Source organism: Streptomyces sp. NPDC017979 (assembly GCF_044328175.1).
GTDB lineage: Bacteria > Actinomycetota > Actinomycetes > Streptomycetales > Streptomycetaceae > Streptomyces.
In genome coordinates this window covers 487,958-508,163 of sequence record NZ_JBIRGU010000004.1, presented here as the reverse complement: position 1 = coordinate 508,163, position 20,206 = coordinate 487,958, and the positions used below count along the sequence as shown (strand labels likewise).

General features: G+C 72.9%; 15 protein-coding genes and 1 pseudogene. 9 read left to right on the top strand and 7 right to left on the bottom strand.

The window, feature by feature from the left end; genetic code table 11:
- Window positions 1-216: 216 nt before the first annotated feature.
- A complete protein-coding gene (locus ACH4E8_RS15135; protein ID WP_398448110.1) occupies window positions 217-750 on the top strand; it encodes a hypothetical protein in 534 nt (177 codons plus the stop codon).
- On the opposite strand, the gene ACH4E8_RS15130 is transcribed toward ACH4E8_RS15135, so the two are convergent.
- Genes ACH4E8_RS15130 through ACH4E8_RS15120 form a run of 3 tightly spaced genes read right to left on the bottom strand, consistent with a single transcriptional unit; the run spans window position 729 to window position 4,131 of the window.
- Complete coding sequence (locus ACH4E8_RS15130; RefSeq protein WP_398448108.1) at window positions 729-1,691, bottom strand: enoyl-CoA hydratase-related protein; 963 nt, start codon at window positions 1,689-1,691, stop codon at window positions 729-731. The two genes, ACH4E8_RS15135 and ACH4E8_RS15130, sit on opposite strands and share 22 nt — an antisense overlap.
- A 20-nt stretch (window positions 1,692-1,711) precedes the next feature.
- Window positions 1,712-2,896, bottom strand: coding sequence for a CaiB/BaiF CoA transferase family protein (locus ACH4E8_RS15125; RefSeq protein WP_398448106.1), 1,185 nt, complete (start codon window positions 2,894-2,896; stop codon window positions 1,712-1,714).
- Window positions 2,893-4,131 carry an MmgE/PrpD family protein gene (locus tag ACH4E8_RS15120; protein ID WP_398448104.1) on the bottom strand — a complete coding sequence of 413 codons (1,239 nt, stop codon included), beginning with the start codon at window positions 4,129-4,131 and terminating at the stop codon, window positions 2,893-2,895. Before ACH4E8_RS15120 ends, ACH4E8_RS15125 begins: the two co-directional genes overlap by 4 nt.
- A 223-nt stretch (window positions 4,132-4,354) precedes the next feature.
- On the opposite strand from ACH4E8_RS15120, the gene ACH4E8_RS15115 reads away from it, so the two are divergent.
- Window positions 4,355-6,241, top strand: a complete 1,887-nt coding sequence (locus tag ACH4E8_RS15115) for an alkyl/aryl-sulfatase (RefSeq protein WP_398448102.1) — start codon at window positions 4,355-4,357, stop codon at window positions 6,239-6,241.
- A 352-nt stretch (window positions 6,242-6,593) separates the two neighbouring features.
- Here the strand turns inward: ACH4E8_RS15115 and ACH4E8_RS15110 are convergent, their stop codons facing one another.
- Window positions 6,594-7,949: an MFS transporter gene (locus ACH4E8_RS15110; protein WP_398448100.1), complete on the bottom strand. Its 1,356-nt coding sequence runs from the start codon at window positions 7,947-7,949 to the stop codon at window positions 6,594-6,596.
- Between the two features lie 322 nt (window positions 7,950-8,271).
- On the opposite strand from ACH4E8_RS15110, the gene ACH4E8_RS15105 reads away from it, so the two are divergent.
- A complete protein-coding gene (locus ACH4E8_RS15105; protein ID WP_398448098.1) occupies window positions 8,272-8,883 on the top strand; it encodes a TetR/AcrR family transcriptional regulator in 612 nt (203 codons plus the stop codon).
- A 78-nt stretch (window positions 8,884-8,961) separates the two neighbouring features.
- On the opposite strand, the gene ACH4E8_RS15100 is transcribed toward ACH4E8_RS15105, so the two are convergent.
- The 3 genes and pseudogenes from ACH4E8_RS15100 to ACH4E8_RS15090 all read right to left on the bottom strand — a co-directional run bounded on the left by ACH4E8_RS15100 (window position 8,962) and on the right by ACH4E8_RS15090 (window position 12,325).
- A complete protein-coding gene (locus tag ACH4E8_RS15100) occupies window positions 8,962-10,041 on the bottom strand; it encodes a Zn-dependent alcohol dehydrogenase (RefSeq protein WP_398448323.1) in 1,080 nt (359 codons plus the stop codon).
- A 36-nt stretch (window positions 10,042-10,077) separates the two neighbouring features.
- Window positions 10,078-11,517 (bottom strand): annotated as a pseudogene (locus tag ACH4E8_RS15095) (aldehyde dehydrogenase); the annotation flags it as partial.
- A 217-nt stretch (window positions 11,518-11,734) separates the two neighbouring features.
- Window positions 11,735-12,325, bottom strand: coding sequence for a dihydrofolate reductase family protein (locus tag ACH4E8_RS15090; protein ID WP_398448096.1), 591 nt, complete (start codon window positions 12,323-12,325; stop codon window positions 11,735-11,737).
- A 261-nt stretch (window positions 12,326-12,586) separates the two neighbouring features.
- Here ACH4E8_RS15090 and ACH4E8_RS15085 point away from each other — a divergent pair, with 261 nt between their 5' ends.
- The 6 genes from ACH4E8_RS15085 (at window position 12,587) to ACH4E8_RS15060 (ending at window position 20,204) form a co-directional block, all read left to right on the top strand.
- The gene (locus tag ACH4E8_RS15085) at window positions 12,587-13,426 is read left to right on the top strand and encodes an IclR family transcriptional regulator (protein WP_398448094.1); all 840 of its coding nucleotides are present in this window, start codon (window positions 12,587-12,589) and stop codon (window positions 13,424-13,426) included.
- 786 nt (window positions 13,427-14,212) lie between these two features.
- Window positions 14,213-14,941 carry an aspartate/glutamate racemase family protein gene (locus ACH4E8_RS15080; RefSeq protein WP_398448092.1) on the top strand — a complete coding sequence of 243 codons (729 nt, stop codon included), beginning with the start codon at window positions 14,213-14,215 and terminating at the stop codon, window positions 14,939-14,941.
- A gap of 64 nt (window positions 14,942-15,005) precedes the next feature.
- Window positions 15,006-15,989 carry a dipeptidase gene (locus ACH4E8_RS15075; protein WP_398448090.1) on the top strand — a complete coding sequence of 328 codons (984 nt, stop codon included), beginning with the start codon at window positions 15,006-15,008 and terminating at the stop codon, window positions 15,987-15,989.
- A 36-nt stretch (window positions 15,990-16,025) separates the two neighbouring features.
- A complete protein-coding gene (locus tag ACH4E8_RS15070; protein WP_398448088.1) occupies window positions 16,026-17,630 on the top strand; it encodes a phytoene desaturase family protein in 1,605 nt (534 codons plus the stop codon).
- Window positions 17,627-19,258, top strand: coding sequence for an ABC transporter substrate-binding protein (locus tag ACH4E8_RS15065; protein WP_398448086.1), 1,632 nt, complete (start codon window positions 17,627-17,629; stop codon window positions 19,256-19,258). Before ACH4E8_RS15070 ends, ACH4E8_RS15065 begins: the two co-directional genes overlap by 4 nt.
- Window positions 19,259-19,271: 13 nt before the next feature.
- A complete protein-coding gene (locus ACH4E8_RS15060) occupies window positions 19,272-20,204 on the top strand; it encodes an ABC transporter permease (RefSeq protein ID WP_398448084.1) in 933 nt (310 codons plus the stop codon).
- The last annotated feature ends 2 nt before the right edge of the window (window positions 20,205-20,206 follow it).

Below are 20,206 nucleotides of genomic sequence, written 5' to 3'. Positions count from 1 at the left end.
TGCCGGCCAGGAGGAGCCCATTGCGGTACTCAGGGACCGCGCTCCTGACCGACGCCCTCGCGGGGGCGCGTACGGGCATCTCGACGTGACACCGAGTTGAGCACTACGAGGCCCGTACTCCCCGCCCGAGCAACACGGGGGAGTACGGGCCTTCCGGGTCGTAGGGCCCCTCGGGCAGGCGCCGGATTGTCGGTCGTCGCTGCTAGCTTCGCCACCATGGCAAACCGTTCATATCTCTACTCCGCAGACTCGATGCCGAACGAGGCAGGGATCCCCAAGGGGATCCGATGCATATCGGAGCACAACGGGGACGTCCCGCTCGCGCACAAGCTCCTGGCGGGGCGCGGAACGACGGTCGTCCCGTCCATGATCTGGAACCCTCCGATCGGCATCGTCGCGGACTACGCCGACGGCGCGGCCCTGCTCCGCGACCTCCTGCACGCGGTGGGCAAGGGGCTGGAGGACGACGCCGAGTTCGCCCGGTGCGTGGTCGGAACGACGACGCACCTTGAGAAGCAGCGGGCGAAGTACTTCGTCCTTGAGACCGGTGAGATCGTCTCGATGTCGGACGACGATCCGGCAGTGGCCGTGCGGCGCCTGGCGTCCGAGGACATCCCCGACGCCGTCGCCAGGGCCGAGGCCGCGATCGCCGGCCGGGACGGCGACTGGCTGGCCTCGGTCCGAGCCGACTGGCAGCGGCACTTCGCGTCCTTCTACAGCGAGACGCTCTACTTCTCCTTCCCCGACTGACGAGGCACGAGGCGCGGTGCGGCGCGATCCCGGTCTGATCCGCAAGACGCGTCCTCACGGTCGTCGTCGCCCGCCAACCACGGCAGGTACCGCGGCAGGTCGTCCGGCACCCGGCCGGGGAACCGCGGTTCACGCCGCTCGAAGAACGATCGGACGCCCTCCTTCGCGTCCTCGCCGCGCACCGTGTCGAAGACCAGCCGCGAATCGAGCCGGTGCACCTCCTCGGGCGAGTCGGCCCACGCCATGCGGTACACCAACTGCCGGGTGACGGCCACCGACACCGGGGCCGTCGTCGAAGCCAGTTCGCGGGCCAGTGCGTACGCCGCCGACAGCACCTCGTCCGGCTCGTGCAGGCTCGTCACCAGGCCGGCGTCCAGCGCTTCGGCGGCCGGCACGATGCGCCCCGAGACCAGCCAGTCCACGGCCCGGCCGAGCCCCACGAGCCGGGGCAGGAACCAGGCGGAGGCGCCCTCGGGGACGATGCCGCGCCGGGTGAAGGGGAAGCCGAACTTCGCGTCGTGCGCGGCGAGTCGGAAGTCGACCGGCAGCAGCAGCGTCGAGCCGACGCCGACGGCGGCGCCCCGCACCGCCGCGATCACCGGCTTGTTCAGCGCGTACAGCACGCGCGTCACCACACCGGCCGGCTCCTGGTACGTGCCGGCCTCGACCTGCGCGGCCGTGACGGGGTCCACCCGCTGGGTGAACCCCTGCCCCTTCCCGCCACCGGCGGCGAGGTCGGCGCCGACGCAGAAGTCCTTGCCCGCGCCGGTCAGGACCACGACGCGGACCCGCTCGTCGGCGTCCGCCGCGCGCAGCGCCGCGGCGAGTTCGTCCGCCATCTGCCGGGTGTAGCCGTTGCGGGCCTCCGGGCGGTTCAGGGTGACGGTGGCGACGCGGTCGTCGACGGCGTACGCGATCTGCTCGTGGGCCGGGCTGCTCATCCGCGGCTCTCCTTGGGCGGTCACACGGCACCTTCGGCGCGCAGGGCGGAAATGGCGGCGTCGCGGTACCCGAGGCCGCGCAGCACGGCGTCGGTGTGTTCGCCCACCGCGGGCACCGGATCCATCCGCGGGTCGACGCCGTCGAGCGAGGCGGGCGGCAGCAGCGCCCTGACGGTGCCCCCGGGCGTGGCCACGTCGCGCCAGCGGTCGCGGCCGCCGAGCACGGGATGGTCCCAGAAGTCGGCGACCGAGTTCAGCCGGGCGTTCGCCACCTTCGCCGCGTCGAGCAGGGCGACCGCGTCGGCCGCGGTCAGCTCCGCGAAGCGGGCCGCCACGATCGCGTTCAGCTCCTCGCGGCGCGCCACCCGCGACGAACCCCTGGCGAAGCGCGCGTCGGTGGCGAGCGCCGGATCCCCGAGGAACACGGCGCAGAAGGAGGTCCACTCGCGCTCGTTCTGCACGGCGAGCAGCACCGTCTTGCCGTCGGCGGCGTCGTACGGGCCGTACGGGGCGATGGTCGCGTGCTGCGCGCCGACCCGGGCCGGCTGCGTGCCCGAGTACGCCGTGTAGTACGCGGGGGAGCCCATCCACTCGGCGAGGGCTTCGAACAGGGACACCTCGACCGCACGCGCCCGGCCGGTGGCCCGGCGCTCGTACAGCGCGGTGAGGATGCCGGAGTAGGCGTACATGCCGGCCGCGATGTCCGCGATGGAGATGCCGACCTTCGCGGCCTCGGCGGGGGAGCCGGTGAGCGACACCACCCCGGTCTCGCACTGGACGAGCAGGTCGTACGCCTTGCGGTCGGCCCACGGGCCGCTGCTGCCGTACCCCGAGATGTCGCACACGATCAGGGAGGGGTGGCGCTCGGCGAGTTCCCCGGCCCCGAGGTCGAGCCGGCCGGTCGCGCCGGGCGCGAGGTTCTGCACGAAGACGTCCGCCCCGCCCAGCAGCCGCTCCAGGACTTCCCGGCCGCCGGGCGTCTTGATGTCGAGCGTCACGGACTCCTTGGAGCGGTTCAGCCAGACGAAGTAGCTGGACTGGCCGAGCACGGACTCGTCGTAGCCGCGGGCGAAGTCGCCGGCGCCCGGGCGCTCCACCTTGATGACGCGGGCGCCGAGGTCGGCGAGTTGTCGGGTGGCGAAGGGCGCGGCGACGGCCTGTTCCAGGCTCACCACGGTGATGCCGTCCAGCGGCAGTCGGTTCATGCGTGCTCCTCCTCGGGGGCGGCGGGGAAGGCCGCACGCAGCAGCGCGGCGGCCGACGTCCAGTCGAGACCGTTCATCAGGTCGGGCACGTGCGGGCCGCAGTCGGCCAGCTTGGCCGAGAACTCTACGGCGGTGGCGGGCAGTTCGGGTGAGCCCGGAGGCAGGTCGAGCGACGCGGAGCGGACGGTGCCGTCGGCGGTGGTGATCTCCACCGTCGTCGCGCCGGTCAGCAGCCCGGAGCCGCCGTCCGGCTCGGCGACGACTTCGACGAGGGAGACGAGCCGCTGTGCGGCGGGGCGGCGCACCTGGTCGTCGGTGTACGAGACGAACCCCGGGTGGTGGTCCAGGAGCGCCGCAGCCACGCCGTACTCCAGGCTGAACTTCGCCTCCAGGCCGGTGCGCGGCCGGGAGTGGATCAGCGGGTGGACCGCCGCCTCGGGGGTGCGGACCACGATGCGCACCACGTCGGCCGGGTCGACGGGCCGCTCGGCGAGCAGCGCCCGCACCGCGCCGATCGGGCGCTGCACGGCGTAGCAGCAGGGGAAGACCTTGGTGGCGAGCCCACCGGGGACCGCGGGGCCCGCCGGGTCGAAGGCGGCGCGCTCCAGCGCGGCCCGGTCGCCGCCGACGAGGGGGAGCCAGGCGTCGAGGGACGACGGGTCCGCGCTCGCGCCGGCGGCGGCGAGCCGCGCCGCCCGTACGCCGGCGTCGGCCGCGTACCCCACCTGGACGGACTTGGTGTCCGTGCCGAAGGCGCGCTGGACGCCGCCGGCCGCGGGCAGGGCGAGGGAGACGGCCCGGGCCAGGCCGTCGGCGTCCAGGCCGAGGGCGAGGCCGGCGCCGACGGCCGCGGCCGGGGCGCCCGCCGTGCAGGTGGCGTGCCAACCGCTGGTGTAGTGCCCCCAGCCGAGGGCGACGCCCAGCCGTGCCATCACGCCGGCCGCGGCGAGGTACTCGCGCGCACCGCCGCCCGCGGCGAGCACGGCCGGCACGCAGACCACGGAGACGTGCGCGGTGGAGGGCAGATGGAGGTCGTCGAAGTCGAGCACGTGGCCGACGGCGGCCCAGCGGGCGGCGTCGGGCAGCGGCGCGACGAGCCGGGCCACGGGGTGTCCGCGGGCCGCCAGGGCGACGGCGACCGTGTCCCGTAGCGCGTGCTCGGCCAGGTCCAGGTCCTGGGGCGAGGGTTCGAGGGCGGTGGCCCAGGCGGCCAGCTCCTCGGCGAGATGCGGCATGCGTCTCTCCTGGTGGTGGCGGCGGAGCAGGGCCGGGCGCGGACCTGTCGCCGCGGCGGGTCCGGGCGGTTGACAGTGCCCTGCGGCCGTGGTTTCGTGCGCAGAACGCTATCGAACGATCGTTAAATTAACAGACGAGGTGGGGACCCACCACGGTCATGCCGGGTGATCCGCGCCGCACCGCCGTCCGGGTCCCGGACCGCTTCTCACGAAACGAGGCAGCATGACGACAGCGCCAGTGCCGGGACCCGGGCTCGACTGGGACGACCCCACCGACTTCGCCAACGCCAGCCGGGGGCGCGTCGACTTCCTCGACCCGTGCGTGATCGAGAACGCCGAAGGCCGGGTCGTCTGGGACCACGAGCGCTGGTCCTTCCTCGCCGACGACTGCCCCGACACCGCCCACCCGAGCCTGTGGCGCCAGGGCCGGCTGAACGCGCTGCACGGCCTGTTCGAAGTCGCCGACGGCGTCTACCAGATCCGCGGCTTCGACGTCTCCAACATGACGATCGTCGAAGGCCCCACCGGGCTCGTCGTCGTGGACCCGCTGATCAGCGAGGAGTGCGCAGCAGCCGGCCTCGCGCTCTACCGCAAGAACCGCGGCGGCGCCCTCCCGGTCGCCGCCGTCGTCTACTCCCACAGCCACACCGACCACTTCGGCGGGGTGCACGGAGTCGTCGACGAGGCCGACGTGAAGGCCGGCCGGGTGCGGATCGTCGCTCCCGAAGGCTTCATGGAGGAGGTCGTCGGCGAGAACGTCGTCGCCGGCCCGGCCATGCTGCGCCGCGCCCAGTACATGTACGGCGTCGGCCTGCCCGCGGCCCCCGAAGGGGCCATCGGATTCGGCCTCGGCCAGGGCACGTCCAGCGGCCGGGTCGGGCTCATCCCGCCCACCGACCTGGTGACGGAGACCGGTGAGGTCTTCGAACTCGGCGGCGTGCGGCTGGAGTTCCAGCTCACCCCGGGCACCGAAGCCCCCGCCGAGATGAACTTCCTCCTGCCCGACCGGGGAGTCCTGCTCGTCGCCGAGAACGCCAACCACACCCTCCACAACGTGCTCACCCTGCGCGGCGCACTGGTCCGCGACGCCCAGGCGTGGGCCTCGTACCTCACCGAGACCATCACCCTCTACGCGCACCGCTCGGACGTCCTCATCGGCTCCCACCACTGGCCCACCTGGGGGCGGGCCGAGCTGACCCGGATGCTCTCCGAGCAGCGGGACGCCTACGCCTACCTGCACGACCAGACCGTACGGCTGATGAACCAGGGGCTGACCGGCCCGGAGATCGCCGAAGAGCTCGCCGAGTTTCCGCCGCAACTGGCCGCCGCCTGGCACGCCCGCGGCTACTACGGCTCGCTCAGCCACAACGTGAAGGCGGTGTACCAGCGCTACATGGGGTGGTTCGACGGCAACCCCGCCCACTTGTGGCAGCACCCCCCGGTGGCCGCCGCGCGGCGCTACGTGGACTTCATGGGCGGCGCCGACGCGGTGGTGACCAAGGCCCGCGAGACGGCGGCCGCCGGTGACCTGCGGTTCGCCGCCGAGGTGCTGAACCACGTCGTCTTCGCCGAACCCGACCACCGGGAGGCACGCGAACTCCAGGCGGAGACCTTCGAACGGCTCGCGTACGCCTGCGAGAACGGCACCTGGCGCAACTTCTACCTCTCCGGAGCGCGCGAGCTGCGCGACGTCTCCGGCCGCACGCCGAAGGGCAGCGGCTCCGGCTCCGGCGGCGGCATCGCCTGGGGCCTGCCCGCGCACCACGTCTTCACGGCGCTCGCGGTGCGCGTCGACGGGCCGCGGGCGGCCGCCCACCGGCTGGTGATGCGCTGGGAGTTCACGGCCGAGGACGCCGTCGTAGACGTGTGGACCCTGCTGCTCGCCAACGGAGTGCTCACCCCGATGCGCGGCGAAGTGCCCGGCGAGCAGCCCCAGGTGGAGGTCAGTACGACGCTGGACGTGCTGCTCGGCGTCCTGGGCGGACGCACCACCACCGCGGAGGCCGAGCGGGCGGGGCGGGCCGCGATACGCGGCGACGCGGCCGTGCTGGACACCTTCTTCACCCTCCTCCAGCCCCCGCGCCCGGGCTTCCCGATCGCCCTGCCGTAGGAGTGCGGTAGCGCCGTGCGGCGGGCTGTGTCGTTGCGTCTGCGGCCCGTCTGTGGCTTGTCGCGCAGTTCCTCCCCCTGTGCCCTGCGGGCACGGGGGCACCCCCACCTGTGCCCAGGGGGCATGGGGGACCCTCAGTGCCCCTGTTTCGCTGCCCTCGTCACTTAGATGCGGGCTCAGGCGGAGGTGTTTGGGGGCGCGGGGAACTGCGCGAACAACCCACCACCGGCTGGTGGAGACCAACGCTCCCGCAGGGAAACGGCGGTTCTGCCCAGCGGCACAGGAAGACCGTGGCCACCCACCCCCGGCAGGGGACGGGCGGCCACAGCCGTTCCGGGGACGGACCGTCCGGTCAGTCGTCGGACTGCCGGCTCGGCTCCGGTCCCGCGCCACGCATCGCCGCCAGCTTGCGCGCGTCCCGCTCCGGGTCGGCCAGCAGCGCACAGACCACGGCACCGACGATCACGAGGACGCCGATCAGCAGGAAGCCCTGGGCGTAGCCGTCGCCCGGGGTGGCGGCGGAGTCGACGAGCCCGCCGAGGACGAGCGGGGCGATGATGCCGCCGAGGCTGTACACGGCGACGATCACGCCCATCGCGCCGCCCCGCTGGCGCGCCGGCACCACGTCGGACACGGCGGCGAAGGCGATCCCGTACCCCGCGCTGGTCAGCGAGGCCCCCACCACGATCAGCAGGATCTGCACCGTGCCGCCGTCCAGCAGGGAGAACCCCACCGTGCTGAGCCCGCCGACGGCCGCCAGCGCGGCGGCGAACAGGGTGCGGGCGGTCCGGCTGGTCGCCCCGCGCCGGGAGAGCATCGCCGAGGCGACGCCCACGAGGACCTGGAACACCGCTGCGGCGGCGTACGGGAGCGCCACCAGCGTCCCCGTCTCGCCCGCGCCGTAGCCCAGGCCCTCCCGCAGGTAGAGCGGCAGCCAGGTCACCTTGACCGCCACGCTCCAGTACGTGGTGAAGAAGAGCACCAGCAGGCCGACGACCGTGCCGGTGCTCAGGACGGTGCGGTAGGGAAGGGACTCGGGGAGCTCCGGGCCGGCGCCGGCGGCGCGTTGGGCGGGCCCGGTGCCCACCGGGCCCTCACCGCCGGCGAACAGCCAGGCGATGACCCAGGCGATGCCGACGGCGAGCAGCACGGTGAAGGCCGCGTGCCAGTCGTAGCGCTGCATCACCCAGGTCAGCGCGGGTGCGGCGAGCAGCGGGCCCACCCCGGCGCCGGCCACCACGATGGAGGTGGGGATGGCGCGCTTGTCCGGCGCGTACCAACTGTGGGTCACGGCCGTCGCCATCGCGGTCGCCGGGCCCTCCGCGAAGCCGAGCAGGACGCGGCAGGCGACCAGCAGCCCGAAGCTCACGCTGCCGACCATGGGGGCGAGGCTGACGACCCACAGGGCGGCGGTGGCCGCCAGGAGGTAGCGGGCCTTGATGCGGCCGATGAGCATGCCGCCGAGCACGGCCCCCAGTGCCAGCAGCCAGTAGAAGCTGCTCTGCACGAGGCCGAACTGTTCCTTGGTGATGTCGAGGTCCCTGATCAGGTCGACCCCGGCGAGACCGATGACGACCTTGTCGGCGAAGTTGACGACCATGAAGCAGAAGAGCAGGGCGACGACGAGGGCGGCCTTGCGCTTCGGGGGGACGCCGTCGCCGCGGGCGGCGCCGGGCACGGCGGTGCCGTCGGTGAGGGTGCGGGGCATGAGGGGTCTCCAGACGATCGCAGTGGGGTCGTGGGAGAGGAAGAATTGAGCGAACGTTAGCTAAGTGTGGTTCGCCTCACAAGGGATCTGCCGGATACCGGCTCACCAAAGTGGAGCAATGCGGATATTCCGCCCTGTGATGTGAGGGCATCATCAATCCAGAGCGATCGTTTGCTCTGGAACGGTGTCCCGATCGGGATCCTTCGCGGGGCCGCGGCGCTAGGATGGCGTGCCGACGGCGCTGGACGAATGTTCAGTTCGCCGCCGGACGGCAGGTCGTTCGGACCACCCGTCGGTGAACCAATCGGAGGATCGGAGCAGCGTGCCCAGGCGACCTGCAGGCCAGAAGGCCATCATCGACTCGGCCCGCGCCGAGTTCTCCGAGAAGGGGTACGGCGCGGCGTCGATCCGTCACATCGCCCAGCGGGCCGGGGTGAGCCTGTCCGCCCTGTACTACTACTACACGGGCAAGCAGGAACTCCTGGTCGCCATCCTGGACGACGGCCTCGACGCCTACTTCGGCGCCTGCGACGCCGCGTTGGAGGCCGCCGGCGACGACCCGGCCGAGCGGCTGGAGGCCCTGGTCGCGGCCACGGTGCGGTTCCGCACCGAGCACCCCATCAAGAGCAGCATCGTGCTCACCGAAGGCCGCAGCCTGGAGCCCGAGCACCTGGAGCGCTACCGCAAGAACGAGGAGCGGGGCACCCGGCAGTTCCGGCAGGTCATCGAGGACGGGGTGGCGGAGGGGACCTTCCTCACCCCGTACCCCGAGGACGCGCGCCGGGCCGTGATCGCCATGTGCAACGCCATCGCCCAGTGGTACCGGCCGGACGGCCCGGTCACGGTCGAAGAGCTCGTCGAGCGCTACGTCTCACTCGCCCTGACCGTGGTCGAGTACCGGCCGCGTTCCGTGCGCCGCGCCGCACGCGGATAGGGCGGGGCGTCGGACCGCGCCGGAGTGCGGGTGCACCGGCGCGGCCGGCGACGGCAAGTCGGTGCCGACGGTGCGGGGTCAGCCGATGGTCAGGACCGTGCGCAGCGCCTCGCCGGTGTGCATCTGGCGCACCGCGTCGTTGGCCCGCTCCAGCGGCACCCGGTGGGTGATCATCTTCTCCAGGTCGATCTCGCCCGCCCGCCACAAGTCGATGACCTGCGCGAAGTTCTTCAGCACGTCGGTGCCGCCGTAGAAGGACGGCAGCAGCTTCTTCTCGTGCATCACCAACTCCGAGAGGTTGATCTTCGGGAACTCGGTCTTGGCGCCCACCCCGACCAGACAGACCGCACCGCCGCGGCGCGTCGTGTCGTACGCGGTGCGCACCGTGGCCGGCTTGCCGACCACCTCGAAGACGTAGTCGAAGCCCTCGCCGCCGGTGAGTTCGGCGCAGAGTTGGGCGTACTGGTCGGGGGACGCGGCATGGGTGGCGCCGAGTTCCAGGGCCCAGTCGCGACGGCCCGGGACCGGGTCGACGGCCACGATCGTGCTCGCGCCCGCCACCTTGGCGCCCTGGACGACGCTGATGCCGACGCCGCCGCACCCGATCACCGCGACCTTCGACCCCGGCTCCACCCGGGCCGTGTGCAGCACGGCGCCGATGCCGGTGGTGACGCCGCAGCCGATCAACGCGCCGACCTCGAAGGGGACGTCGTCGGGCAGCGGTACGGCCGCGTTGGCGGCGACCACGATCTCCTCGGCGAACGTGCCGGTGCCGATGAAGCCGAACACCGGATGCCCGTCGCTGGTGAACGTCGGCGTCGTGACGCCGGCCATGCCGCTGAGGCAGAGGTTGCCCTCGCCGCGCTCGCAGGAGCCGCACCGGCCGCACGGCGGCATCCAGCACACCACGACCCGGTCCCCGACGGACACGTGGCTCACGCCCTCGCCGACCTCGGCTATCTCGCCCGCGCCCTCGTGACCCGGCACGAACGGCGTGGGCAGGGCGAGGGTGCCGTTCATCCCGGACACGTCGGAGTGGCACAGGCTCGCCGCGCGCATCTTGATGCGGACCGTCCCGGGGCCCACCGGCCGGGTCGCCACGTCGTCGCGGACCTCCAGCGTCTCGTCACCGGTCTGCTGGAGAATCGCCGCGCGCATCGTGTTCCTCTTCGTCCGGGGGATCTTGGTGCTCTGGGGCAGGTAGACGGCCTTCGGCTCGACGTAGGACCGCAGCCCCTCCAAGCCGAACTCCCGGCCGATGCCGGAGTTCTTGAAGCCGCCGAAGGGGCCGAGGAAGTCGACCCGCAGGGTGTTGACGCCCAGCGTGCCGGTGCGGATGCGGCGGGCGACGTCCAGGCCGCGTTCGGTGTCGCCGGCCCAGACGGCGCCGGAGAGCCCGAAGTCGGAGTCGTTGGCGATGCGGACCGCGTCGTCCTCGTCCTCGTACCGGATCAGGACGACGACCGGTCCGAAGACCTCCTCGCGGGCGATGCGCATGTCGTTGGTGACGTCTCCGAAGAGCGTCGGTTCGACGTACCAGCCGTGGGGCAGGTGCTCGGGCGCGCGGCCGCCGGTGAGCAGGGTCGCGCCCTCCTCCTGGGCGATGCGGACGTACTCCAGGCTGCGTTCCTGCTGGCGACGGGTCACCAGCGGGCCGACCTGGGTGGCGGGGTCGAGCGGATCGCCCACCTTCAGCGCGGCGACGGCCGCGGTGAGCGCGCCGGCGATCTCGTCGTACCGGCTGTTCGGCACCAGGATGCGGGTGAGCGCGATGCACGCCTGCCCGTTGTTCATGTACGAGCCGGCCATCAGTGCCGGGACGGCCTGGGCGAGGTCGGCGTCCGCCAGGATGACGGCGGCCGACTTGCCGCCGAGCTCCAGCGTCACCCGGTGCAGGTGGTCGGCGGCGCTCGCCATCACCTTCTTGCCGGCCGCGACGGAGCCGGTGAAGGCGACCTTGTCGATGTCGGGGTGGTCGACCAGGTAGGCGCTGGTCTCCCGGTCGGCGGCGAGCACGTTGAGGACGCCCGGGGGCAGCCCGGCCGCCTCGGCGACCTCCGCGAGCACATAGGCGTCGAGCGGGGTCTCCGGGGACGCCTTGAGCACCACCGTGCAGCCGCTGACCAGGGCGGGCGCCACCTTGGTCGCGGTGACGAACTGGGGCACGTTCCACGGCACCACGGCGGCCACCACGCCCACCGGCTCGTTGCGGACGAGCAGCGGGCCGCCCATGCCGTGGCGCCACTCCTCGAAGGGGAAGGCCCGGCCCACCCCGGCCGTGGTGCCGTACGTGGCGATCGCGCTCATCACCTGGCCGGTGGCCGCCCAGGTGATCGGCGAGCCGTTCTGCGCCGAGATCAGCGCGGCCAGCCGCGGCGCGCGGGCCGCCAGCCCGTCCTTGATGCGCAGGACGACTTCGATGCGCTCGTGCACCGACATCCGCGGCCACGGGCCGTCGTCGAACGCCTCGCGGGCGGCGGCCACCGCCGCGTCGACGTCCGCGGGGGAGGCGTGCGGGACGCGTCCGACGACCTCCTCGGTGTGGGGGGACACCACGGTGATGGTGTCGGTACCGGCCGGGGCGACCCAGCGCCCCCCGATGTACAGGCGGTCGTGCTCGATGACGTGGGCCATCTCGTGAACTCCAGGGGATTCAGCGTGACTCGGCGGATGCGGGGTGCTGCGTCGGCGCAGGCTCGGACAGGTACTTATCGATCGTTCGATAGCGCCAGTTCGCACGCAATCATGACCGCCCGGTCATGTCAACGGTTGTGACGTGCCCCCGCTCCGCGGCTGCTCACGGCGAGAAGGGCGCCCGCGGGAGCGGACGCCCTTCCGCGCGTCAGCGGTGCTACGCGGTTACGGCGCGGCGGTACGTGTTGATCAGGACGCCCGACGGCGTCGGCCGCGTGGCGGTCAGGGCCAGCCGGCGTGCGGCCTTGGCGTCGGCGAAGAGCCTCTTGCCGGCGCCCAGCAAGAGGGGGAAGACCAGCAGCCGGTACTCGTCCACGAGGTCGTGCTCGATCAACGTCCGCAGCAAGTCGCCGCTGCCCAGCACCACGGTCTCCGACTCCGTCGCCGCCGTGATCCGACGCACCTCCGCCACCAGGTCGGCGCCGAGGAGGACGGAGTTCGCCCACGGAAGGTCCTTGAGGGTGCGGGAGGCGACGTACTTCGGCATCGCGTTCATCGCCGCCACCGCGGGGTCGGACCTATCGGCGTAGGGCCAGGTGCCGGCGAAGATCTCGTACGTCCTACGGCCCAGCAGCAGCGCGCCGGCGCCGGCCGTCGCCCCGCTCATGAACCGCTCCACCTCGTCGTCGACGTACGGCAGCACCCAACCGCCCTCGTCGAAGCCGCCGTCCCGGTCCTCGTCCGCGGACAGGACCGACTGCATGACGCCGTCCAGCGACACGAAATTGACCACGACCAGCTGTCCCATGGAACTGCTCCCACTTCGTTCGTCCGCGGGCGCTCGCCCGCAAGAGGTGTCGACCGTTCGGCGCCGGGGGATTCATCGAGGGCTGCGGGGAAAGTTGGCCCCACCACCGGTCCTGCTCTCCGCGGCATTGTCAGGGGCCGCACCGGCTGTGTGATACTGCGGTTTTGGTGAAGCGCGGAGTCCGGCGGGCCGCCCCGCCCGTCCCCGCGACGCACTCCGTCGTGTTCCTACCCGTGCCCATGAGGGAGATTGCCGCGTTCCATGGCGACAGCACCTGATTCCGCGGCCCCCGAAGGCGCCGGCCGTCGGCCCGCCGGCCCCGACGCGCAGGGCGACCCGGCCGGCGCCGCCGCGCGCGCCGCCGGCACGGTGCAGATCGTCGACCACGCCATCCAGGTGCTCAAGGCCATCGCCGAGGCCGATCGACCGCGCGGGGTGCGGGAGCTGAGCCGGGACCTGGCGATCAGCAAGAGTTCCGTGCAGCGCATCCTCGTGTCGCTGGAGCGCGAAGGGCTCGCCGTCGCCGACGAGAGCACCCGCAAGTACGTGATCGGCCCCGCGGCGCTCACCCTCGCCTGGCGGCACACGGCCAACAGCGACCTCGTCGGGGCCTCTTCGGCCACGGCGTCCCGGATCGCCGCGCTGACCGGCGAGACGGCGTGCGTCTCCACGATCGTGGACGGCCGCCGGGTGACCGTCTACGAGGCGGAGAGCCCCCAGCCGCTGCGTCTGATCACCGGCGTGGGACGGCCCTACTCGCTCTTCTCCGGGGCGACCGGGCGGGTCCTGCTGTCCATGCTGGCGCCGGAGCGGGCCCGTCAACTGGTGGACGAGCACGCGGGCGGTGACGTCGACGTCGAGGTGGACGTCGAGGCCGTGGTCGCGCGGATCGACGCGGCGCGGCAGCAGGGGTACGCGATCAGCCGGGCTGAGTGGATCGCCGGCGGCTGCGGGGTCGCGGTCCCGCTCGGCGTCCAGGGCAGCGTCGTCGCGGCGCTGAGCATCTACGGCCCCGAGGCGCGGATGACCGACGAGCGCATGGCCGAACTCGTGCCCGTCCTGCGTACCGCCGCCGCGGAGATCGCGGTGCGCTGGCGCTAGTGCTGTGACCGGAAGGCCCCGCGCCCTGCCCTGTGCGGGTGGACGTGGCCGCCGCTTCCCTGTGGGCGCATTGGTCTCTGCGGGCCGGTGGTGGGTTGCTCGCGCAGTTCCGCCCCCTACGCCCGGAGGGCGTGGGAGGTACTCCCAGCGCCCCTGAAACCCCTGTCCCGCAGGCAACGGACAAGGTGAGCGAAGCGGGTGGCGCTGGGGTGCCCCCATGCCCGCAGGGCGCGGGGGGAAGGAGTCGTGCAACAAGCCCACCACCGGCCCGCAGAGACCAACGCTCCCGCTGGACTGGGCCGGCCACGTCCGCGCGCACAGGGAAGCGCGGGGGGCTTTCCGGGCGCGCCGCAGGCCCGTCCTGCGGATCTTGCGGGCGGGCCGGGGCGCCGTGCCAGCCGTCCCCAACGGTCCGTGCCCGCAGCGTGGTTGACGCCTCCCGCGGCCGATGGGCGGCCCCGTCCTCCCCGGTGCCTGACGGGTCGCGCCGCCGTGCGCGGCGGCCGCGTCACTGAATGACGCGCCACGTTGGCCGGAACGTCGACGCGATATGGCGCATTCATTGCTTCCGTCCTGCCCATTGACCCGCTCCGAAAGCCGTGGGTACGTTGTCCCAACAGATCTGGTCCACTGTCCCAGATCGGGTGGGGCGCTCGGCACGGCAGACCCCGGCGACGCCGCCCCGCCCCTCCTGGACCCGGAAACCGAAGCGATTCCATCCGTCCGACGTCACTGCCCAGCGCTCTCGCGGGCCGCTCGGACGACAACCACGAGGAGCCGATCCGTATGTTGCTTGGCTGGCGTGCCCGTATTGGACAGATTCGTCCGGCTACCGCGATTGAAGGCGCCGAGGAATGGCGCTCCGTCGCCCCCGTGGGCGTGGCCTTCGCCGACGCCCGGACCATCGTCCCAAGGGTGGACGCCGAAGGCTTGGAGACGATGATGTCCCAGGTGTTGGAGGCGTCGCGGCAACTGGCCACGGCGAAGGTGGACCTCATCGTGCAGTGCGGGGCCCCCGGCACCTTCATCCCCGGCCCCGGCACCGACGAGAAGGTGATCGCGCAGATCACCGAGGAGACCGGGATCCCCGCCCTCACGATGATGCAGGCCCAGGTCGACGCCCTGCGCGCGGTCGGCGCGACCTCGGTCGCCGTCGGCAGCATCTACACCGACGAGGTCAACGAGGCCCTGTGCGCCTACCTCACCGCCGTCGGCTTCGAGGTCCCGGTCGTCGAGGGGCTCCAGATCACCGACCCGTACGAGGCCAGCGTGCACGACGCCGACAGCGCCTACCGGCTCGGTCGCCGCCTGAACCGCGCAGCGCCCGACGCGGACGCCCTGCTGATCTCCTGCGGCACCTTCCGCACCTTCGAGGTGCTGCCCTACCTGGAGTTGGACACCGGGGTGCCGGTCGTCACCAGCAACCAGGCGTCCCTGTGGCGCGCCCTGCGCCTGCTCGGGCTGCGCGACGAACTCCCCGCGCTGGGCCGGCTCGGCTCGATCGCCGACTGCTGACCGCGCTGCCCGACCGGGCAGCCGCCCTCACCGTACCCACCGAAACTTCAAGGAGGAGCACGTCGTGCTCGTCGACGCACTGCAGTTCGTCAAGCCGTCCCGGGAGCGCTTCGAGGAGTGGCACGCCGCCGGCATCACGGCGATCCACGCCACCGTCGCGATCTGGGAGGACTCCACCGAGACCATGCGCGAAGTGGGCCGCTGGCAGCGGCTGCTCGCCGAGAACGCGGACCTCCTGCGCGAGGGCCGCTCCGCCGCCGACCTCCACCGCGCCGCGGACGAGGGCCGCACCGCCGTCGTCCTCGGCTTCCAGAACAGCAGCCCCTTCGAGGACGACCTCGACCTCGTCGGCGCCTTCCACCAGGCCGGCGTCCGCATCGCCCAACTCACCTACAACACCCAGAACTCCGCCGGCGCCGGCTGTTGGGAGGGCGAGGACGCCGGGCTCTCCCGGACCTACGGGATCAACCTCATCCGGGAGATGAACCAGGTCGGCATGGTCGTCGACATCTCGCACTGCAACGAGCGCACCTCGCTGGAGGCGATCGAGGCGTCCGAGCGGCCCGTCGCCGTCACCCACGCCAACCCCCGCGCCTTCGTCGGCGAGGACGTGGAACTCGCGCTCCGCAACAAGTCCGACACCGTCCTCAAGCAGACCGCCGCCTCGGGCGGGGTGGTGGGGCTGAGCATGTACCCGAGGATCGCCCCCGACGGCGTCCACTGCACCGTGGACCGGTTCTGCGACATGGTCGCCCACACCGTCGAGCTGATCGGAGTGGAGCACGTCGGCTTCGGCTCCGACTACTACGCCGGGCAGGGCGACGAGGAACTCCACTGGTGGCGGCAGGGCCGGTGGAGCCGCAAGCCGATGGTCCCCATCTCCGGCCCGGTCGAGTTCCCCGACTGGTACGCGGCGGGCCGCGGGTACGCCGCCGTCCGGCAGCGGCTGCTGGAGCGCGGGTTCACCGCCACCGAGGTCGAGCGGATCTCCGGCGGGAACTGGGCGGACCTGTTCGAGGCCGGCTTCGCCCCCGCCGCCCGGAGCTGACGTGCACGGCCACCGCAGCAGGAGGGCGAGCCGCAGATGAACCGCTATGACGCAGTCGTCGTCGGCGGCGGACACAACGGACTGGTGACCGCCGCCTACCTGGGGCGCGCGGGGCTGAAGGTCGCGCTCCTGGAAGCGCGGTCGACGCCGGGCGGACCCTGCGGGGGTTACGAGTTCCTGCCGGGCCGCCGCCTGGCCTTCACCAACTCGCCGGGCTCGCTCAACCCGGCCGTCGTCGCCGAACTCGGCCTCGCGCGCCACGGGCTGCGGTTCGTCCGGGTCGACCCGACCGTGGTGCACCACTTCGAGGAGGGGTGCTTCGTCGGCTGGCGCGACCAGGCCCGGGTGGACGCCCAACTGGACGCCTTCGCTCCCGGCGAGGCCGCCCGCTACCGCGGTCTGATCGCCGGACTGGAACGTCTCGGCGCCCGCCTCGGAGTCCGGCTCGACACCCCGCCACCGGCCCCGGACCACCTGAAGAAACGTTTGTCCGATCCTGTGGACCGACGGCTCTTCGACGCCGTCTTCGACGGCTCGCTCACCGAACTGCTCGACGAACACCTGCGCTCCGAGCGGGCGAAGGCCCTGCTGGCGCTGCTCGCACTCAACGCCCAACTCGTCCCGCCGTCCGCCCCCGGCACCGCCGTGGGCCTGATGATGCGCCCCTTCGCGCTCGCCGCCGCCGGCGACAGCGCACCGGACGCCGCGGAGCGCAGCGCGCTCCGCGGCTCCACCGGACTCCCCGTCGGCTCGATGAGCGCCATCGCCGACGCCCTGACCGGCGCCTGCCGCCAGCACGGGGTGGACGTGCGCACGAACACCCCCGTGGCCCGGGTGCTCCGCGGACCGCTCGGCGTGCGCGGCGTCGTCACCCCCGCCGGCGAGGAGTTCACCGCACCCCGGGTGATCTCCACCGTCAACCCCGTCCACCTCTTCCGCGACCTCCTCGACGACGGGGCGATGGACCCCGCCATCCGCGACGGGGTGCTGAGCACCCCCATGCGGGGCTCCGCCTTCAAGCTGGTGCTGGAAGTCGACTCCCTGCCCCGCTACGCCGGACTGCCGGAGGACGCCGACCCCGACGCAGTGCGCGCCTGCCAGTTCCGCTTCGGCTCCTCCCTCGCCGAGATCGAGCGGGCCGTACGCGCCGCACTCGACGGGCGCGCCTCGGCCGAACCCCTGATGTGGGGCCTGACCCCCACCCTCACCTCGCCCGAACTCACCCCCGGCACCACCCATCTGATCAGCGTCAACGCCTGGCACGCCCCCTACCGCCCGCACGACGGCCCCTGGGACGCCCGGCGCACCGAGGAGTTCGGCCGGCGCTGCGTCGCCCGGCTCGACGCCCTGATGCCCGGCATCGCCGACCGGATCGTGGACCACCGCTTCATGAACCCCGTCGACGTCGAGGCCGAACTCGGCCTGCTCGGCAGCAACATCACCCACGGCGACATGCTCCCCGCAGCGCTGTTCGGCGCCCGCCCGCACCCCGCCGTCGCCGGCTACCGCACCCCGCTGCCCGGCTTCTACCTCGGCGGCAGCGGCACCTGGCCCGGGGGATACGTCACCGGCACGCCCGGCAGGAACGCCGCCACGACGGTCCTCGGCGATCTCGCCCACGAGCAAAGGCCGCACCCATGAGAACCACCACGCACCGCACGGGCCCGCCCCGCCCGCCCCTGCGCCGCGCCCTCGGCGCCCTGGTCGCCGCCGCGCTGCTGCTCACCGGCTGCGCCTCGCCGGCCGCCTTCGGCCGCGACCCGGACACCCTCGTCATCGGCGCCGAGGGCGAGATCCCCGTACTCGATCCGCACCGGCTCTCCGGCACCGTCGGACTGCGCGTCGTCGACGCCCTCTTCGACCCCCTCATCCGCGAGGACCTCAGCACCGAGACCGACGGCGCGCCCGCGCTGCGGCCCGCCCTCGCCACCTCCTGGCAGGTGTCCCCGGACGCCCGCACCTACGCCCTCGCACTGCGCGAGGACGTCACCTTCAGCGACGGCACCCCCTTCGACGCCGGGGCCGTGAAGACCAACTTCGACCGCATCCTCGACAAGAAGTCACCCGTGTACGACGCCACCGCCGCCGGCAACATGAAGTTCCTCAGCCGCTGGATCGAACGCGTCGAGGTCAACGGAGCGCACGCCGTGACGCTGCGGCTCACCAAGCCGTACGCCGGACTGCTCCGGCTCCTCACCGACCGGCGCATGTCGCTCGTCAGCCCGGCCGCACTGCGCGACCACGCCCCCGACGACGTCGGGCTGCACCCCGTCGGCACCGGCCCCTTCCGACAGCGCGCGGCCGACCACGGCAAGCGGATCACGCTCCAGCGCAACGACTCCTACTGGGGCGGCGCCCCGCAGACCGAGACGATCATCGTCGAGTCCGTCAGCGACCCGACCACCCTGGCCATCGCCGCCCAGACCGGCGAGGTGGACGCGATCCTCAGCGCCGGCGCCCAACAGGTGCGGCAACTCGCCGGCCAGGGCACGATGACGGTCCAGTACCCGGAGCCCGCCAACCAGTACTTCCTCCGGCTCAACACCCGTACCGCCCCCACCGACAACGCCCTCGTGCGCCGGGCCCTCAACCACGCCGTGGACCGGGAAGCCATCGCCACCCTCACCGCGGGCCAGGTCGCGCCCTCGCACGGCCCGCTGCCGCGCGGCAACGAGGCGTACCGGGCGGACCCCGCCGCCGACGGCCGCTACGCCCACGACCCCGCCCTCGCCAAGCGGCTGATCGCCGAGAGCGGCGTGCCCACCCCCGTGCGGCTGCGGCTGCTCGCCCCCGACAGCGGCCCCGGCTTCTCCCAGGCGACCGAGATCATGTCGCTGATCCAGCAGGACCTGAAGGCGGTCGGCGTCAAGCTGGACGTCCAGTACATGGAGTTCGCCTCGCTCGTCGCCGAGGAGGGCGCCGGATACAAGAAGGGCGTCCACGGCTCCTTCAACGGCTGGACCACCGGCGCGGACGCCGCCGACTTCCTTGAGCGGATGTTCGGCGGAACGCTCCACCCGCCCAACGGCGTGAACCGCGGCTGGTACCGCAACCCCGCCGTGGACGCCCTCCTCGACGAGGCCCGCGCCGAGCCCCGCGAAGGGGTCAGGACCGACCTGTACCGCCGGGCCGCGGACGCCGTCGCGGTCGACGCCCCCTGGGTCTTCCTCTACCAGGACCGGCTGCCGCGGCTGCTCAGCCGCAAGGTCGACGGCGTCGCCCCGGCCCCGTCCGTCTACATCGACTACACGACCATCCGCCGCCGGTGAGGAGAGCCCTGCCATGAAGGCCACTGCGGCACCCGCAACACCCCGCACCTCCTGGCGCGTCCGACTGCGGGCGGTCGGCGGCGGCAACGCCGCCACGGCCGTCGGCGGCTGCATCGTCGCCCTCACCGTCCTGGTCGCCCTGTTCGCGCCCTGGCTGGCCCCCGCCGACCCGCTCGCCACCGACCCCGCCGCGATCGGCCTCGCCCCGCTCAGCGACGGACACCTCCTCGGCACCGACGAAGTCGGCCGGGACGTGCTCAGCCGGCTCATGCACGGCGCCCGGCTCGCCCTGCTCGTCGCGGTCGTGCCGACCCTGCTCGCCCTGCTGATCGGCGGACTCGTCGGCCTCCTCGCCGGCTACGTCGGCGGCTGGCTCGACAGCCTGCTGATGCGCGTGTTCGACGTGATGTTCTCCTTCCCCGGCATCCTGCTCGCCCTCGGCATCGGAGTCGCCCTCGGACCGGGGCTCACCTCCATGGTCATCGCCATGGTCGTGGTCACCGTCCCCGAGTTCGGCCGCATCGTCCGCGGCAGCGTGGTGTCCCTGCGCCAGGAGACCTACGTCGAAGCCGCAGCGGCCCTCGGCTACGGCCACCGCCGGATCGCCCTGCGCCACATCACGCCCAACCTCCTCGGCCCCCTGACCGTCTTCGCCACCCTCCAGACCGGACGCAACGTCATCCTCGGCGCCAGCCTCGCCTTCCTCGGCCTGGGCGCCCAACCGCCCGCCCCCGACTGGGGCCAGATGCTCAGCGGCGGCCGCGCCCTGCTGGTCACCTCGCCCCACGTGGCGACCGTCCCCGGACTCGTCATCGTCGTCCTGGCCGTGGGGTTCAACCTCCTCGGCGACGGCGCACGGGACCGGCTCGACCCCCGCAGCCGCCGGAAGCGGTCCACCGCCAGCGCCAGCCCCGGCATCCTCCGCACCCGGTGGAGCCGATCGTGAAC

Bases quoted from the DNA above. Each gene is read 5' to 3' on its own strand.
- ACH4E8_RS15070 (WP_398448088.1), top strand. From the start codon at position 16,026: ATGAACCGCTATGACGCAGTCGTCGTCGGCGGCGGACACAACGGACTG.
- ACH4E8_RS15060 (WP_398448084.1), top strand. From the start codon at position 19,272: ATGAAGGCCACTGCGGCACCCGCAACACCCCGCACCTCCTGGCGCGTC.
- ACH4E8_RS15125 (WP_398448106.1), bottom strand. From the start codon at position 2,896: ATGAACCGACTGCCGCTGGACGGCATCACCGTGGTGAGCCTGGAACAG.
- ACH4E8_RS15085 (WP_398448094.1), top strand. From the start codon at position 12,587: ATGGCGACAGCACCTGATTCCGCGGCCCCCGAAGGCGCCGGCCGTCGG.
- ACH4E8_RS15065 (WP_398448086.1), top strand. From the start codon at position 17,627: ATGAGAACCACCACGCACCGCACGGGCCCGCCCCGCCCGCCCCTGCGC.
- ACH4E8_RS15130 (WP_398448108.1), bottom strand. From the start codon at position 1,691: ATGAGCAGCCCGGCCCACGAGCAGATCGCGTACGCCGTCGACGACCGC.
- ACH4E8_RS15110 (WP_398448100.1), bottom strand. From the start codon at position 7,949: ATGCCCCGCACCCTCACCGACGGCACCGCCGTGCCCGGCGCCGCCCGC.
- ACH4E8_RS15080 (WP_398448092.1), top strand. From the start codon at position 14,213: ATGTTGCTTGGCTGGCGTGCCCGTATTGGACAGATTCGTCCGGCTACC.
- ACH4E8_RS15135 (WP_398448110.1), top strand. From the start codon at position 217: ATGGCAAACCGTTCATATCTCTACTCCGCAGACTCGATGCCGAACGAG.
- ACH4E8_RS15090 (WP_398448096.1), bottom strand. From the start codon at position 12,325: ATGGGACAGCTGGTCGTGGTCAATTTCGTGTCGCTGGACGGCGTCATG.
- ACH4E8_RS15100 (WP_398448323.1), bottom strand. From the start codon at position 10,041: ATGCGCGCGGCGATTCTCCAGCAGACCGGTGACGAGACGCTGGAGGTC.
- ACH4E8_RS15120 (WP_398448104.1), bottom strand. From the start codon at position 4,131: ATGCCGCATCTCGCCGAGGAGCTGGCCGCCTGGGCCACCGCCCTCGAA.
- ACH4E8_RS15115 (WP_398448102.1), top strand. From the start codon at position 4,355: ATGACGACAGCGCCAGTGCCGGGACCCGGGCTCGACTGGGACGACCCC.